At 37.2% G+C, this 15724-nt stretch carries 8 protein-coding genes; 5 read left to right on the top strand and 3 right to left on the bottom strand.

Annotation, left to right across the window (positions count from 1 at the left end; all coding sequences use genetic code 11):
• Window positions 1-91 precede the first annotated feature (91 nt).
• From FG27_RS09385 to FG27_RS09375, 3 genes are all read right to left on the bottom strand, one after another.
• Entirely contained in the window at window positions 92-2497 is a 2406-nt protein-coding gene (locus FG27_RS09385; RefSeq protein ID WP_037318324.1) for an outer membrane beta-barrel family protein, read from the bottom strand.
• A gap of 127 nt (window positions 2498-2624) precedes the next feature.
• Window positions 2625-5576 (bottom strand): glycoside hydrolase family 3 N-terminal domain-containing protein, encoded by a 2952-nt coding sequence (locus FG27_RS09380; protein WP_037318321.1) that lies wholly within the window; start codon window positions 5574-5576, stop codon window positions 2625-2627.
• A 16-nt stretch (window positions 5577-5592) separates the two neighbouring features.
• A complete protein-coding gene (locus tag FG27_RS09375) occupies window positions 5593-6750 on the bottom strand; it encodes an acyltransferase family protein (RefSeq protein ID WP_051935810.1) in 1158 nt (385 codons plus the stop codon).
• A gap of 232 nt (window positions 6751-6982) precedes the next feature.
• On the opposite strand from FG27_RS09375, the gene FG27_RS09370 reads away from it, so the two are divergent.
• The 5 genes from FG27_RS09370 to FG27_RS18665 all read left to right on the top strand — a co-directional run bounded on the left by FG27_RS09370 (window position 6983) and on the right by FG27_RS18665 (window position 15679).
• Window positions 6983-8254: an ROK family transcriptional regulator gene (locus FG27_RS09370; protein ID WP_037318311.1), complete on the top strand. Its 1272-nt coding sequence runs from the start codon at window positions 6983-6985 to the stop codon at window positions 8252-8254.
• Window positions 8255-8266: 12 nt separating this feature from the next.
• Window positions 8267-10189 carry a glucosamine-6-phosphate deaminase gene (gene nagB / locus FG27_RS09365; protein ID WP_037318309.1) on the top strand — a complete coding sequence of 641 codons (1923 nt, stop codon included), beginning with the start codon at window positions 8267-8269 and terminating at the stop codon, window positions 10187-10189.
• 89 nt (window positions 10190-10278) lie between these two features.
• Entirely contained in the window at window positions 10279-11214 is a 936-nt protein-coding gene (locus tag FG27_RS09360; protein WP_037318307.1) for an N-acetylmuramoyl-L-alanine amidase, read from the top strand.
• A gap of 46 nt (window positions 11215-11260) precedes the next feature.
• Window positions 11261-11848: a peptidoglycan recognition family protein gene (locus FG27_RS09355; RefSeq protein WP_051935809.1), complete on the top strand. Its 588-nt coding sequence runs from the start codon at window positions 11261-11263 to the stop codon at window positions 11846-11848.
• A gap of 18 nt (window positions 11849-11866) precedes the next feature.
• Window positions 11867-15679 (top strand): phosphodiester glycosidase family protein, encoded by a 3813-nt coding sequence (locus FG27_RS18665; RefSeq protein WP_051935808.1) that lies wholly within the window; start codon window positions 11867-11869, stop codon window positions 15677-15679.
• Window positions 15680-15724 lie beyond the last annotated feature (45 nt).

Raw genomic sequence — 15724 nt, 5'->3', positions numbered from 1 at the left:
AACCCTCCCGAAGGGAGGTAGTTAAATCCCTTTTTCTAAAGTAATCGGAGTACGCTGAGTTCCCCCTTCGGGGGCTAGGGGGCTCTTCTTTTTACAACCTATCCCTCTCAGCGGCTTCTATGCTGCGTTGGTTGTCTTCCAGTCTAAAGTTTCCGAAGTTATATTTAAATCCAACCCGCACATAACGCATTTCCTCCCGTGCAAAAAAGGAATTATCCTGATTTAAATATTGGGAAGTCAGCCTGGTATTGGTATTATTAAAAATATCGTTGATATTCAGGCTTAATTCTGCACGATTATTCCAAAGTGTTTTTCTTACTCCAAGGCTTAAAGTTGAAAAAGGATCGAAATTATAAGAACCCGAAATATAATCTGAAACATAAGTGAAACTTAGATTTCCTGAGAAAGTTCCGTCTTTTGAAAGGGTAAATGAGTTATATAATTGACCAAAAACAGCATCAATTTCATTGGTAACTTCCGCATTATTGCTCTCTACCGCTAAGAAGGTATTCTCTTCGTGGAAAAGTGAAGCGTATAATTGTGCATACCACCAGCCGGTAATTGATCTGCCGTGCAAAACGTCGAGTCCGTAGCTTTTGCTTTCCAGCAAATTGGCCTGCAACCTTCTAATGGTTAGGTTTTGATTATCCTGAAAAGCTAAACTTGCCGGTGATCTCCCATTATCACGATAATACACATCGAAAAAATACTGCCCTAAAAGCGTATAATTCAGATTGATATTATTGCTAATTGCCGCACGTAAATTCGGGTTTCCGGCATTAAAATCGTTTTCATTCAAAAAATATCTAAACGGATTCAAGCTTTCATAACGTGGTCGTTCAATTCTTCGGCTATAATCCAGCGTAAAACTATGATTATCAGAAGCGCGATATTGTAAATAAGCAGTTGGAAAAAGTTCAAAATATTCCTGACGGTTTCGTTGACTTGTTGATAAAGATACTCCTAAAAGATCAGTATATTCTCCCCTTAAACCGGCTTGGGCACTCCATTTTTCCCAATCCCTGGAGGTACTAATATAAGCCGCAGAAACTGTTTCGTCATAGTAAAAATCGTCGGAAAGGTTATCATATAGATCGTTGAGGCTTTCTGCATTAGAAAAGTTGATCCCACTGTTAGAATTTATATTTGAAACCTTCGCCCCGGCATCAAAACTCATCTCACCTAGCGAACTATTAAAATCAAGTTGACCTGTAAAAATTTCTATGTTTTGTCCCGAGGCAGTATTGAAATTGATATTTTGAACATTCTCACCGGCTGAATCAAAATAATTGGTAGCTACTATTTGATCCCTGTCCTGATAAAACCTGGTATAGTGTGTGGCAGCAGAAAAACTACCTCCATTTTCAAGATTATGGGTATAGGTTAGATCTAAAGCAATGTTATGCTCATCGGTAACAACTTCACTATCGGTCATAAAATTTGAAAAAGCCGTATTTCCCTGGGCAGTAATATCGGTTCGCACCGAATTATCAAAAGCCTTGTCTGGGGAATACAGAAAATTTGAAGAAAAACTAAGCTTGTTCTTTTCATCAAAATCATAATCTAAAATCAGATTCGCATTATGCGCCTGGGAGCGCGTAACTCTTTCAAAATCGCTTTCCCACCTTTGACCAAACTCTTCATTTGGACTAAAATTTATATAACTATCGTCTCGTTTTATCTCTTTTCGCGGACTAAAAGTATAATTAGCGAAGACATTTAATTTATCGCCTTTCCAATAATGACTGGTACCCATTTGGTATTTAGGAACAATTCCCTGCGTATAATTGCCCTCTACACTTCCTTTATAACCGGGAGATATAGCTGAGGATGTATTGATATTCAAAATAGATCCACCTTCAGCCTCATAGCGAGCCGGCGGATTGGTAATTACTTCAATAGACTTTATATTTTCTGCTGAATAGCTTTGTAAAAGAGTTTGTAATTCATCTGAAGTAAGTTGCACTTTTCGGTCATTAATATAAACTGTAACTGAAGAATTTCTCACTTGTAGTTGGCCCTGAGCCATAATCACACCCGGGGTTTGTCTTAAAATATCCCAACTACTACCACTGGAAAGCGTAGAATTTTCTACATCGAAGGTAATACGGTCTATACTTCGAGTGATCTTTGGTTTTCGGGCGTTAATAGTGACTTCATCTAAATTGGCAGCGCCCTCTTTTAGGGTTATCTTTTTTAATTTTTTATCAGAATTGACCGAAATTGCCTGGAGATACTCCTCGTAGCCCACAAAACTCACTTTTAAAACATAGTTTTTTGAAGCTATTTCTTCGAGCAAAAACTCCCCATTGTCTTCAGAAAAAGTACCCTTATAAACCGTAGTTGAATCTTCGGCATTTAATAAAATTACATTGGCAAATGCAATAGGATCATTGGTTTCAGACACCAGTTTACCTTTTACAGTATGTTGAGCGATTAAAGAATTGGTAAATAAAAATAGTAGGGTAACTAGAACTGGGGGGTAATTTTTGGTCATATAATTTGAATGGTTTTTATGGAAAAATCAAACAAATATATACTTTCCTAAATAAGTTGTAAAGTTTTTAGGGATTCTATTCTAATAATTCAGAAGAAATTTGAATATAAGAAGTATAAATTCTTATTTAATACTCTAAAGAATCGTATAAAACCTGCTGAATTTTAGTTCTGGTATTCAGGCTGTAGAGTCGTGTATTTTCTCTTGTAGGAAGTACTCTATTAGATAAAAAAAGATATAATAAATCTTCTTCAGGATCTACCCAGGCGTAAATTCCGGTAAATCCGGTATGCCCAAAACTGGCTTTGCTGGCGTCTTTTGCTGTGTTACTGCTCTCGCCTTTATATTCTAAATAAGGTTTGTCAAATCCGATTCCGCGGTGATTATCGTTTTCCGGAAATTGCGCCGTGCTCCATTCTTTCAAAGTTTCTTCTTCAATATAACGCTCCCCGGCATATTCACCCATATTCAGGTACATTTGCATCAATTTTGCCAAATCGTTCGCGGTAGAAAAAAGCCCTGCATTGGCGGAAACCCCACCCATCATAATCGCACCTTCGTCATGCACCATCCCGTGAATAGGTTTTCTTCGGAATAAATAATCGTGTTCTGTAGGTACAATTCTACTTTTTTCGAAGCGTTCCAACGGATTATAGCCTAAAGTTGTCGCGCCAAGTTTATCATAAAAATTTTCGTTGATATATTTTCTAAAATCCTCTCCACTAATTTCTTCAACTATAGAAGGTAAAAGATAAAAAGTTAGGCCCGAGTATTTATATTTTGCTTCCTCTTCAAGCTCAGATTTTTTTATGGCTTTAAACATTTTATTCTGGTAATTGCGATGCAACCATAAATTTTCACTCACTTTAACTGGAAATCTACTTGAGGAATCTTTTTTAAACGTAAACCATTTATAACTTCCGTTTTTGCGTCGTGTATTTTTCCAATAAGGAATCCAGGGTTTAAATCTTGCCTGGTGCGTTAGAATTTGCCGAAACGGAACACCCGCTTTGTTGGAATTTTTAAAATATGGTAAATAATCATCTATGCCCGCATCCAGACTAAATTTTCCTTCATCATTCAATTTCATCAATGCCGGTAAAGCCGAAGAAATCTTGGTTACCGAAGCCAGATCGTACAAATCGGTTTTCTTAACTTTTACGGTATCGCTGTATTTGTGGTATCCGTAAGCTTTATGCAGAACGATTTTACCGTTTTTAGCGACTAGAATTTGCCCTCCCGGCGTCGCTTTTTTTTTAATAGCTTCCTGCATTAAAGAATCTACTCCTCCAAAAAGTTTTTCTGAATTCATCCCGGCATCTTCGGGAAGGGTATATTTAAATCTTATTTTTCCTTTTACATCTAAACCATCACCAGATTTGAATTTTTCACCAATACTCACAGGAAGTCTTCCATTTGCTCCTACTCCACCAAAAATAAGTTGGGCGGCAAGATCCTGGGTGGTTTCGTTATCCTGGTAAGTTAAGATCAAAGCGGTGGCATCTTCAATTTTATCCAGTTTATTGATGGAATACGGATTTTTAAAATAACTGAAGACCGTATTATTTTGTTCCGAAAGTTCTGCGATAAAATCCTGAACGGGCTTTGAAAATTTCATTGTATTTCTCGGAAAACGGCTATCGTCATGAATTCCACCAATTACCAGGTTATAATCTGAAAGTTTTTCTTTGATCTTCTCGATTTCTGAAGCTTTCGCATCAGCTTTTAACTGGAAGTTTTTCACTTCAGTATAAAGATCCAGGGTTTTCTGAAATTTGGTTTGCTTTTCGGCTCCAAAAGAGATAGAAGCGATCTTTAAAGTATCTAATTTTCTTAAAGGCAAAATACTGTTTTCATTCTTCAATACGGTGAGTGAAGCTTCTACCAGTTTTCTATTCAAAAACTCCGCCTGGGGAGTATTGATTTCCTTTACAATATTTTTAGTGGGAATTTCTTTATAATCGTTTAATCCAACCCATTGTTTTACCGCCAGGATTTTTCTTACACGTTCGTCCAATTGCTTTTGGGAGATCAAGCCTTGTTGGATTGCTTTACTAACCTCATCTATAGCTTTTGGAACATCTTCGGTAAACTCCAGCAAATCATTCCCGGCAAGAATCGCATCTTTATCAACAATACCGGGTTCGTTACCTTTGGTTACGCCTTTCATATTCATCGCATCGGTCACGATTAAACCTTCAAAACCCAAACTGTCTTTTAAAATTCCGGTGATGATAGATTTTGATAAAGTGGAAGGCACCCCGGTAGAATCCAAAGCGGGGATATTTAAATGCGCTACCATTACACCGCCAATTCCAGCGTCTATTAATTCTTTAAACGGGTACATTTCTAAGGAATCCAATCTTTCAAAAGGATGATTTATCTGCGGAAGCGCGTAATGCGAATCGGTATCGGTATCGCCGTGACCGGGAAAATGTTTTGCGGTGGTAAGCAAATTCGCATCCTGCATCCCACGCATATAAGCAATTCCTTTTTCAGAAACATTTTTCTTATTTTCCCCAAAAGAGCGGTAATTGATCACAGGATTATCCGGATTATTATTTACATCTACCACCGGCGCAAAATTAAGATGAAGTCCGCTTCGTTTTATTTGTCGCGCTACTTCTTTTCCAAGATCGTAAACCAAACTGTCATCACGAATCGCGCCCAGGGCCATTTGATAAGGATAACTTATAGTGTTCTTAAGCCGCATTCCTAGACCCCATTCGGCATCAATCGCGCCGAGTAACGGTACCTCTGAAGCTAACTGGTAATCGTTCATCAATTCTACCTGAGATTTAGGATCACCCTGGAAGAAAATAAGTCCACCAATTTTTTGTTCGTTAATAAGTTTCAGTATTTCTTCTTTATGAGCATTATCCCGGTTAGAATATGCCGCCACCATAATTAATTGTGCAATTCTTTCTTTCGGACTTAAGGACTCCATTATAGAATCTACCCATTTACTATTGGTGTACTGAAGGAATTCTGGCGATTTTTTAGCATTTTCTTGAGCCTGCATAGGCAAAACAAGAAATGAAACTGCTAAAAGGAATAAGATTGAAGTTCTATTCTTCATTTTAAAAATATTGATTTTATACTTTAATATAGATTCGTTTTTTATGTAACCAGTAACCCAGCATCCACATAAGTAATAAATAACTAAACGCAAACAGCAAAGACGCGTTATAATTATCCAGCCAGCTAAGATATAGGTTTTGATAAAGCCAGGGTTTGAGTGCCTGCCCGTTAACATAAATAATATTCATTAGCATTACTACAAGACCAGACATTACAAAAACAAACAACGGATTTTTACCAAAAGCTTCGAAGAAAGTCGTCCACTTTTTAAAACTGAAAATTTCTATAATCAAAATCAAGGCCGAAAGCACTAAAAGTGTCCACCCGGTGCTGTAAATTACATAAGAGCTACTCCAAATGGGTTTATTTATAGGAAACCAAACATCCCAAATTTGTGCTACTACCAATAGAAATACGCCATAAATACTTAACTTAATTACTGTGGAAATATTATTTCCTGATTTTTGAATAAAAACCCCGGCCACATATCCTGCGATTACATTTGCAATTGCCGGAATCGTACTCAGTAAACCTTCGGGATCAAATGGAAGTCCATAACCTTTATAAAGATTTTCAGGTCTAAAAATAAGATTGTCAAATTTCAGCGCAGCATTATTCTCTAGCGAAAAAGGATGGGGTTGATCACCAAAAAACCACATTAAAGCCCAGTAACCGAGTAAAATAAAACTTCCTAAAATTATAGATTTTTTCAGTTTTAGATAATGAATTATTAAGGATGCAAAAAGATAACAAAGGGCAATTCGTTGCAAAACACCCATAATTCGCATATTGGCCAAATTTTTAAAAACCAGCTCTCCCTCCTGTCTAAATACAAATGGAAATGCGCTTAAAAACAATCCAATAAGAAAAATAAGTGCTCCCCGTTTAAAGACCTTTTTTAAAAATGCGTTTTCAGAAATACTTTCATACTTGCGTAAACTAAAGCTCATAGCGTTACCAATTACAAATAAAAAAGAAGGAAAAACCCAATCTGTTGGAGTAAAACCATGCCAGGGAGCGTGTTTAAATGGCGCATAAATATGTGACCAGCTTCCCGGGGTATTTACCAATATCATTAGAGCTACGGTTAATCCGCGTAAAACATCCAGCGCTAAATAACGCTCATTTTTAGTGGCTTTTGCTGAATTAAATAATTTAGAGGCTTTAGTCATTCCCGTCTACGTAATTCTAAATTCTAAGGAGCTGGATATTAAAAATTGACTCGATATTTATTTTATAAAAATATAAATTTCGATTAAATATTAAATCTTTTATAAAAAAATAGAAAAAGTATTTTAAAAAATAATTTTTTTATATACATTTAAATTCAAAATAAATTCATTTTTTTAAAAGCATAAAAAACGAACATTAACGCTTTTATTTTTAAACATGACAACCCAAACTATGCCAACAGATCTACATGATTTTTTTATAGATGAAAAGAAACTATCTAAAATTAATAATGTAGAGCGAAAAAAATTCCTTCAGAAATTAAAGATCATTAAACATCTTTTTCTTAATGGGGAAACCTCTAATGCTGAAGTGTGCCAGCGATTTAATGTAAGTCTGCCTACTTCCATGTCTTTGCTAAACCAACTTATTGAAGAAGGAATTTTAACGAAAAAGGGGCGTGGAAAATCTGAAGGTGGCCGTAAACCAGACCTGTATGGTCTGGCAGAGAATTCATTTTTTGTAGTGAGTATTCATATAGAACGTTTCAGGATAAAACTGGCTATTATAGATAATAACCATACCATTATTCACGAAAAATCCTGGCCGGCAGAGATTTCTTCAGACTCAAATATTGTAGATCTTCTCTATGAATGGACTCAGAAATTGCTAAAAGAAGCAAAAATAAAGATAGGCCAGGTAATGGGTGTGGGAATAAGTATGCCCGGTCTTGTTTCTGCTGAAGCCGGTAAAAACTTCACCTATTATCTAAGTGAGCAGGAACCCGAATCTTTAAAAGACAGGTTTGAGAAAAAATTTAAAAAGCCGGTTGCTATTCTTAATGATGCTAAAAGTGCCTGTTTAGCAGAATTTAGATTTGGAACAGCCAAAAATAAAAGTAATGTCTTAGTGATTTCTATGGACTGGGGTATAGGTCTTGGAATTATTATGGGCGGCAGAATGCATTCTGGAGAATCAGGTTTTGCAGGTGAATTTGGGCATATCCCAATGACTGAAGATGGTTTGCTTTGTCACTGTGGAAAACGCGGCTGCCTGGAGACAGAAGCTTCTGGTCTTGCTCTTGTGAGAAAAGCTAAAGAAGGATTGAAAAAAGGACAGACTTCAGTTTTAAATAATCTTAAAAAAGAAGAACTGGAAAAATTGGAGCCAGAAACTATTATAGATGCGGCAAATAAAGGCGATCAATTCGCGATAAATGTTTTATCTGAAATAGGAATCAACCTTGGAAAAGGAATAGCTATCCTAATTCAAATATTTAATCCCGAATTGGTGATCCTGGAAGGAAAAATAGCCGAGGCCAAACAGTTTATCACGACCCCAATTCAACAATCTATGAATACTTATTGCATGATGCAACTAAAGGAAAGAACCAAAATAGAGCTTTCTACGCTTGGATCTAATTCCAGCCTTTTTGGCGGTACCATAGCAGTAATGGATGATATTTTTAAAGACCAGGTAAGCCTGGTAAAATCGCATATTAGTTAAAGAAAAATTATAATGGCCAGATTAAATCTCTTAGAAGAAACACGTTTTGAAAAGTTACCGGTAAAAGTTTATGAAAATGAGCACATTGCCTCTAAAAAAGTAGCAAAACGCATTGCAGATATAATTCGACGCAAACAGGAAACCCAGGAAAATGCCGTTTTAGGGCTTGCCACAGGCGCTACACCGGTAGAAGTTTATGAAGAACTGGTTCGCATGCATAAAGAGGAAGGTTTAAGTTTTAAAAATGTGATCACCTTCAACCTGGATGAATATTACCCAATGCAGCCTGATGCCAAGCAGAGTTACGTTAAATTTATGGATGAAAATCTTTTTAGTCACATAGATATAAAAAGAGATAATATTCATATTCCTGATGGTACTTTAGAAAAAGAAGATATTACTGATTACTGCCTGGCTTACGAGAATAAAATTGGAGCGGTTGGCGGTTTAGATCTTCAGATACTCGGGATTGGTAGAACAGGTCATATTGGTTTTAACGAACCCGGTTCTGCACCAAATTCTGGAACACGGCTGGTTACTTTAGACGACCTTACCCGTCGCGATGCTTCCCGTGATTTTGGAGGAAAGGAAAATGTGCCTACCAAAGCCATCACCATGGGAATTGGAACTATTTTCAAAGCGAAAGAGATCATTTTAATGGCCTGGAGCAAGAAAAAAGCACCAATTATTAAAAAAGCGGTTGAAGGAGAAATGTCTGGCAATGTCCCGGCAACTTACCTTCAGCTTTCAGATAATGTTGAATTTATTTTAGATCAGGATGCTGCCTCAGATTTAACCCGTTTTGATACCCCGTGGCTGGTAAAAGACTGTGCCTGGAATAAAGCACTAATTAAAAAAGCAGTGATTTGGCTTTCTTCCGAAGTGAAAAAACCAATTCTAAAACTTACAGACGAGGATTATAATAACAATGGCATGGCGCAACTCGCCACCGAGCAGGGTCCCGCTTACGATATTAATATTGATGTTTTTAATCAATTACAACACAGTATTACCGGTTGGCCAGGAGGAAAACCAAATGCTGACGACACCCAAAGACCTGAACGAAAAAATCCAGCTCAAAAGCGTTCCGTAATTTTTTCACCGCATCCCGATGATGATGTGATTTCTATGGGCGGAACTTTTATAAGACTTGTAGACCAGGGGCACGAGGTTCACGTTGCTTATCAAACTTCAGGAAATACCGCAGTATGGGATACCGATGTTTTGCGATATGTAGAGTTTGCTATAGATTTTAAGAAAAGTACTGGAGAAGATACCGAAAAATTGGAGGCTACTTACGAGAAAATGCGTGCTTTTATTGAACAAAAAGAGCCCAATGAAATAGATTTAGATGAAATAAGGGATGTAAAAGCCTTTATTAGAAAATCTGAAGCCATTGCCGGTGCCCGTTTTGCCGGATTAAAAGATAAAAACATCCATTTTATGGCACTGCCCTTTTATGAAACCGGAAAAAAGGTTAAAAGCCCGGTCACCGAAAAGGATGTAGAACTTACTATGGAATTGCTTCAGCAGGTTAAACCTCACCAGATATTTGCAGCCGGTGATTTTGCCGACCCTCATGGGACACATATAGTTTGTTTCAGGATAATCCTGGAAGCGATAAATAGATTGCGCAAAACCGAAGCCTGGACCAAGGACTGCTGGCTATGGATGTATCGCGGTGCCTGGGAAGAATTTGAAGTTCATGAAATTGAAATGGCCGTACCTCTTTCCCCAAAAGAAGTAGAACGCAAGAAAAAAGCCATCTTCCAACACCAATCTCAAAAAGACCGGCCTGTATTTCCCGGTGACGACGAACGGGAATTCTGGTTAAGAGCCGAAGAAAGAAATCGCGAAACAGCAGAAAGTTATGATAAACTTGGGCTTGCCAATTATGAAGCGATGGAGGCTTTTGTTAAATGGAAGTTTGATTAAAAAAATACAACGGTTAGCATTTAAAAATAAAATAAACAGGAGTTATTCAACCTGATATTAATTCCCACAGTTGATTCAAATTTAAGTATATGAAAAAATTAATTCCTTTTTTCTATTTTATAATGGCCTTTGTAGTTATTTCCTGTGGAAGCAATCCTTATTCAAAAACCAATAGATTACATAAAAAACAGTCAAAAGCTTATAGTAAACAATTACAGGAGTTACCTACCCAGGAAGCCCAAAACGAATCCGCACTCAATTATGGAGAGTACTGGGTGGGAACTACTAATTTTAATTTGCGAAAACCCAATTACGTAGTAATTCACCATACTGCACAAGATTCCGTTCAACAAACCTTAACCACATTTACTTTACCAAGAACCCAGGTTAGTTCTCATTATGTAATAGCCAAAAATGGCGAAATCTACCATATGCTCAACGATTACTATCGTGCCTGGCACGGTGGGATTGGGAAATGGGGTAATAATACCGATCTAAATTCTTCCTCCCTCGGGATCGAAATTGACAATAATGGCGAAGAAGAATTCACCGATCTCCAAATTATTAGTTTGATAGAATTACTGGAGGAAATTAAAGAAAAATACAATATCCCTGCTGAAAATTTTATCGGCCATTCTGATATCGCACCTTCCAGAAAAGTAGATCCCAACGCTAATTTTCCGTGGGAACGTTTAGCTGAAGAAGGTTTTGGGTTGTGGTATGATACAGCTGAAGTAGAAAATCTAAAACTAGAAGCCGAATTTTTTAAACCGAATCCCTTAGCTATTAACCTCAATACAAAACTTAATACCCGAATTCCATTTGTAGATAAACTAGTTTTTCCTGAAGTAATCCCAGCCGACTTTAATATCAAAAATGCTTTGAAAATCATCGGTTTCGATACTTCAGACCTTGGTGCAGCTAAAAGTGCTTTCAAGCTACATTTTATACAGAAAAATCTTGACCAGTCTTTTAATGCTTACGATTTAAAGGTACTGTATGCATTACATAAAAAGTATTTGTAATAATATAACCCTCACGAGGGTTATATAGTTAATTAACTGCGGTAGTATGATCCAAAAAATTATTTTTAGCATATTTATCCTATCAGTAATTTTCCCTTTTTCTATTTCGGCACAAGTTGAAGAAAATGAATTAGCTATTATTTCACGGGAAGATTGGAAAGCTTTAGCTCCAGTTATGGAAATGCAGGCGCATAAGCCGCAGTTTATTACAATTCACCATAGCGGAATGCCTCAAAAACCCGAACTTTCTATTACACAAAAATTGCAGGCACTTCAAAATTTTTCACAAAACGATTCCCCAATGGCCGATGGTAGCATAAAAAAAGCCTGGCCAGATGTACCTTACCATTTTTATATAGCTTCCAATGGGGAATTAGCAGAAGGACGGGATATAAATTTTCAGGGAGATTCCAATACCGATTATGATCTTGAAGGTCACGTTCTAATAGTTTTAGAAGGTGATTTTAATAAAGAAAAAGTAGTGCCTGAACAATGGGAAAGCCTAAAAAAACTCGTTTCCCATATTTCTTCGGAATATGAAGTTTCTCCTGAAACTATATCTGGGCATAAAGACCAGGCAGAAACCACCTGCCCCGGCACTGATTTATACCGGAGATTATCTCAATTAAAATAACCTCTTAATAATTATAATATGAAAGCGCCTAAACTATTTACAGTCATTTTAGGACTTTTAAGCTTTTCCTATTTTCAAGCCCAACAAATAAATCTAAATTGGGAGCCTAGAGAAGATTTGAATATCAACCTACCCGGTTCCATAAAAATCTTTGATGCCCTCGGAACTTTACCGGACGGAGAACCTTTAAGAGCAATGTATGCTGAAATAGATTTAAGAGATAAGAATCTATATTTACGTTCCATTGGGAGCAATACCATTCGTGAAACCACTAAAGAAACTGCTGAAAAAGTAAATGGAATCCTCGCTATAAACGGGGGATATTTCGCTTCAAATTCTTCAGTAAGTACAATTATTCAAGATGGAGAGGTTATTGCGCCTGGACCTGCTGGTGAAATCATAAAAGGAGCTTTTGGAATAAAGAATAGAAAACCCGAAATCGCCTGGGTAAATTCTGGTGCTGATGGAGTTCCGGAGAAATTTGCAGCACCAGATATTTCTTCTGCTTCTGAAAATTGGGAAGTTAGTCAGGGCGTAGGCGGTGGCCCGGTTTTGCTTAAAAATGGTGAGATAAATGTTACCGATACAGAAGAAGGTTTTGGAGGAAGTCATATTCAACGGCATCCCAGAAGTGCGATTGGTTTTAAGGACCAGGCAACTTTAATTGTGATGGTGGTAGACGGCAGGCAGGAAGCTAGTGCCGGAGTAACTTTACCAGAATTAGCCAAAATTTTATACGAAATTGATGTAAAAGAAGCGGTAAACCTGGACGGCGGCGGAAGTTCAGCAATGGTTGCTGCAGAAGAAGTAGTGAATATTCCATCAGATATTACCGGTGGAAACAGAAATAGCTTACGGAACAACGCCGGTGCTTTAGTTATTTCAGAAATTCAAACATCAGAATTACCAAAAAATATAATCCTTGATACCGAAAGTGATAATTATTCAGAAACAGGAATTTGGAAAAACAGTAACCTAGTGAATTATTATGGCGAAACAGCCTCAAGAATGGCTGCTTCAAATAAAATCAACAAAGCCTATTATACCTTTACCGGAATACAAAGAAACGATTATCAACTTGCCGCCTGGTTTAGCGTAAATACTTCAGAAAATGCGCAAAAAGTTAACTATATCCTTCATTCCGAAGGGAAAACCGATACGATTACTTTTGACCAGACTTCTTTAAGAAATTCAGGAAAATGGAATGTATTGGGCCATTTTGAAATAGGCCCCAAAGATTCTTTAGAAATTATGGGAGTTTCCGAAGGGAAATTTACGGCAGATGCAATACGATTAGTAATTAGAAAATATTCCCCCGAGCTTCCAAAACGCGGAAATACCAGAATCGCTGTGATTTCGGATCTTAATTCTGGTCTTGGAGCCGCAGATTATGAATGGCAGGTAGACAGCATCATAAATCGTATTCCGAAAATATGGCAACCCGATCTTGTAATTTGTGGTGGTGATATGGTGGCCGGCATGGGCATTTCGAAAACAGAACAACTTCAAAAAATGTGGGAGGGTTTTGATACCCATATAGCACAACCCTTAAAAGAAGCGGGAATTCCTTTTGCGTTTACCCTGGGCAATCACGATGGGCCACGCGCCTACCCGCTAGAGCGGGATTTTGCAAAAGAATTTTGGAACAAAAATGAAAATAAACCCAATTTAAATTTTGTGGATGATTCTCATTTTCCGAATTATTATTCCTTTTTACAAAATGATATTTTCTTTGTTTCCTGGGAAGCTTCTTCATCAAAAATCACTGAAGAGAATTTAAAATGGATGGAAAAACAATTTCAGACTTCTGAAGCTAAAAATGCAAAACTTCGATTTGTTATGGGCCATATGCCATTATACAGTGTGGCACAGGAAAGGGATTCAAAAGGGAATGTATTGGAAGAGCCAGAAAAATTACAAAACCTACTGGAGAAATATAACGTGCATACTTATATAAGTGGGCACCAACATGCGTATTATCCCGGAAAACGAGGCAGACTGGAATTATTAAATACCGGCGCGGCTGGCTCAGGACCACGTGCCTGGTTAACCCAAAATAGCAAACCGGTGAACACTATTACTATTATGGATATTTTTCAGGAAAAAGATTCTATAGTTTATAGCACCTACGACATCAAAAAAGAAAAAGCGGCCGATATGCCTCTGTTCGATAAGAAAACGCTGCCTTCGGCAATGTTTGGCATAAATGGTTATATACTGAGGAGAGATATTCAAAAAGCAAAACAAGCAAAAGGTTTCCTTTCTTCTTTAAATATTGAAGGAAATGATATTTCAGGAATAGGACATGTAAAAGCCGAAATTGAAGGAGAAAATCTTAAAATTTCAGGAGAATATTTTAATCTAGAAGGAAAAATTTCCGATGAAGAAGCCGTTGGAATTTACCGCGGAAGACATACCCAAGAAGGGGAATTTCTAAAAGAACTAAAATTGAACAATACCGGCAAGGGCAGTGGAAGTTTTAGAGGTAAGTTAAAACTTACCGAAGAAATATTAGATTATCTCTCCATTGGTGCACTTTACTTTCAAATTAAGACAGACAAAGGAAGTTTAAGGACTCAGCTTTATCCGGAGAACAATAAAGCACCTGCACCTACAGAAATTACTTCTCATAATTCAAAAAATACGTACGCTGTTAGAGATATCGAAGCGCTTTATAATCTGGATTGGGAGCAATCTTTAGATGAAGATGGTGATTTTGTGAGTTATGTGTACCAAATTTCAAAAAATAAAGACTTTTCAGAAGTGGTTTTTCAAGAAAAAACCGGTAGGGAAACTGGGTTAAAAAGGACAGAAAAACAATGGTTTACCTTACTTGAAAATAGTAAAATAGGAGAGCCGATTACATTTTATCATCGAGTGATGGCGAGTGATGGTAGTAATATTTCTTCTTCAGAAATAACGAAATTCAAGCTGATGAAATCTGAAGAACCTCTGGATGATTTTGCTGAAATTTCTGCTCCAAAATATATCTTTAAAGGAAAAATTGAAAACTCAGGTTCCGGTTATGGAGCCGAATGGGACGGTGAGGGAAAACTCTGGCTTGCCGATTATAACCGCGGATTAATTATTAAAACTAAGGCTGGTGAAAATGCAAATTTTTCACCGCTAACTTCAGTAGAAATTAAGGGTGAAATTTATAAGCTAAGTCCGGTAAATGGAATTGGGGTGGATTTAGACGGAAATATTTTAGCAGGAATCAATCGAAGATTAATCAAAATAAATGCAAAAACCGGGAAAGGGATCGCTGTATGGGAATCACCAGAAGGCACAAGAGCAATCACTTCCCCCAGAGCTGCTGAAACCGGAGAAATCTTCGCAACTTCACTTTTTGGAGAAGATCCCAATTATATTTTAAAGCAAGAAGGAACAACTTTTAAACTACTAAGAACTATTGAACTAAAAGGTCGAAATCTCTCACGGACTTTTGATATGACTCCAGACGGGAAAACCCTCTATCTCCCGGATCCTGGAAGTCCGAAAATACAGGTTTATAGCAGTGAAGATGGTGTGGAATATAAAAAAGAAAAGGAAATTTCCAGCATTTCAGCAGGATCAAGCGCGGTGCAAATTATTGGAAATGCTATATATGCAGCGATACGTTCCAGTGGAATTTCGCCTTCAACGTTTTATTATAGGAATGAAGAAAAACAACAAATGTGGACGATGGAATTACCGGAAGTAAACGGTGCTGAACCTAGAGGAATTGGTGTTTCAAAAGATGAAAACACCCTGATTTTTTGTAGCTGGGATAAAGGTGGTGGGTATTATTTGTATGAAAAAAAAGCCTTCCCAATGCAAAAGGAGGAGTAAATACTAATAAACCTCACAGGTTTTTAAAACCTGTGAGGTTTAGAT

The organism is Salegentibacter sp. Hel_I_6, assembly GCF_000745315.1.
GTDB lineage: Bacteria > Bacteroidota > Bacteroidia > Flavobacteriales > Flavobacteriaceae > Salegentibacter.
Note: the sequence above shows the minus strand (reverse complement) of the source record. Positions and strands in the feature narration are given on the sequence as shown.

What these genes read in the sequence shown, in the direction of transcription:
- FG27_RS09385 (WP_037318324.1), bottom strand. Translation starts at nt 2,497, where the DNA reads ATGACCAAAAATTACCCCCCAGTTCTAGTTACCCTACTATTTTTATTT.
- FG27_RS09380 (WP_037318321.1), bottom strand. Translation starts at nt 5,576, where the DNA reads ATGAAGAATAGAACTTCAATCTTATTCCTTTTAGCAGTTTCATTTCTT.
- FG27_RS09375 (WP_051935810.1), bottom strand. Translation starts at nt 6,750, where the DNA reads ATGACTAAAGCCTCTAAATTATTTAATTCAGCAAAAGCCACTAAAAAT.
- FG27_RS09370 (WP_037318311.1), top strand. Translation starts at nt 6,983, where the DNA reads ATGCCAACAGATCTACATGATTTTTTTATAGATGAAAAGAAACTATCT.
- nagB (WP_037318309.1), top strand. Translation starts at nt 8,267, where the DNA reads ATGGCCAGATTAAATCTCTTAGAAGAAACACGTTTTGAAAAGTTACCG.
- FG27_RS09360 (WP_037318307.1), top strand. Translation starts at nt 10,279, where the DNA reads ATGAAAAAATTAATTCCTTTTTTCTATTTTATAATGGCCTTTGTAGTT.
- FG27_RS09355 (WP_051935809.1), top strand. Translation starts at nt 11,261, where the DNA reads ATGATCCAAAAAATTATTTTTAGCATATTTATCCTATCAGTAATTTTC.
- FG27_RS18665 (WP_051935808.1), top strand. Translation starts at nt 11,867, where the DNA reads ATGAAAGCGCCTAAACTATTTACAGTCATTTTAGGACTTTTAAGCTTT.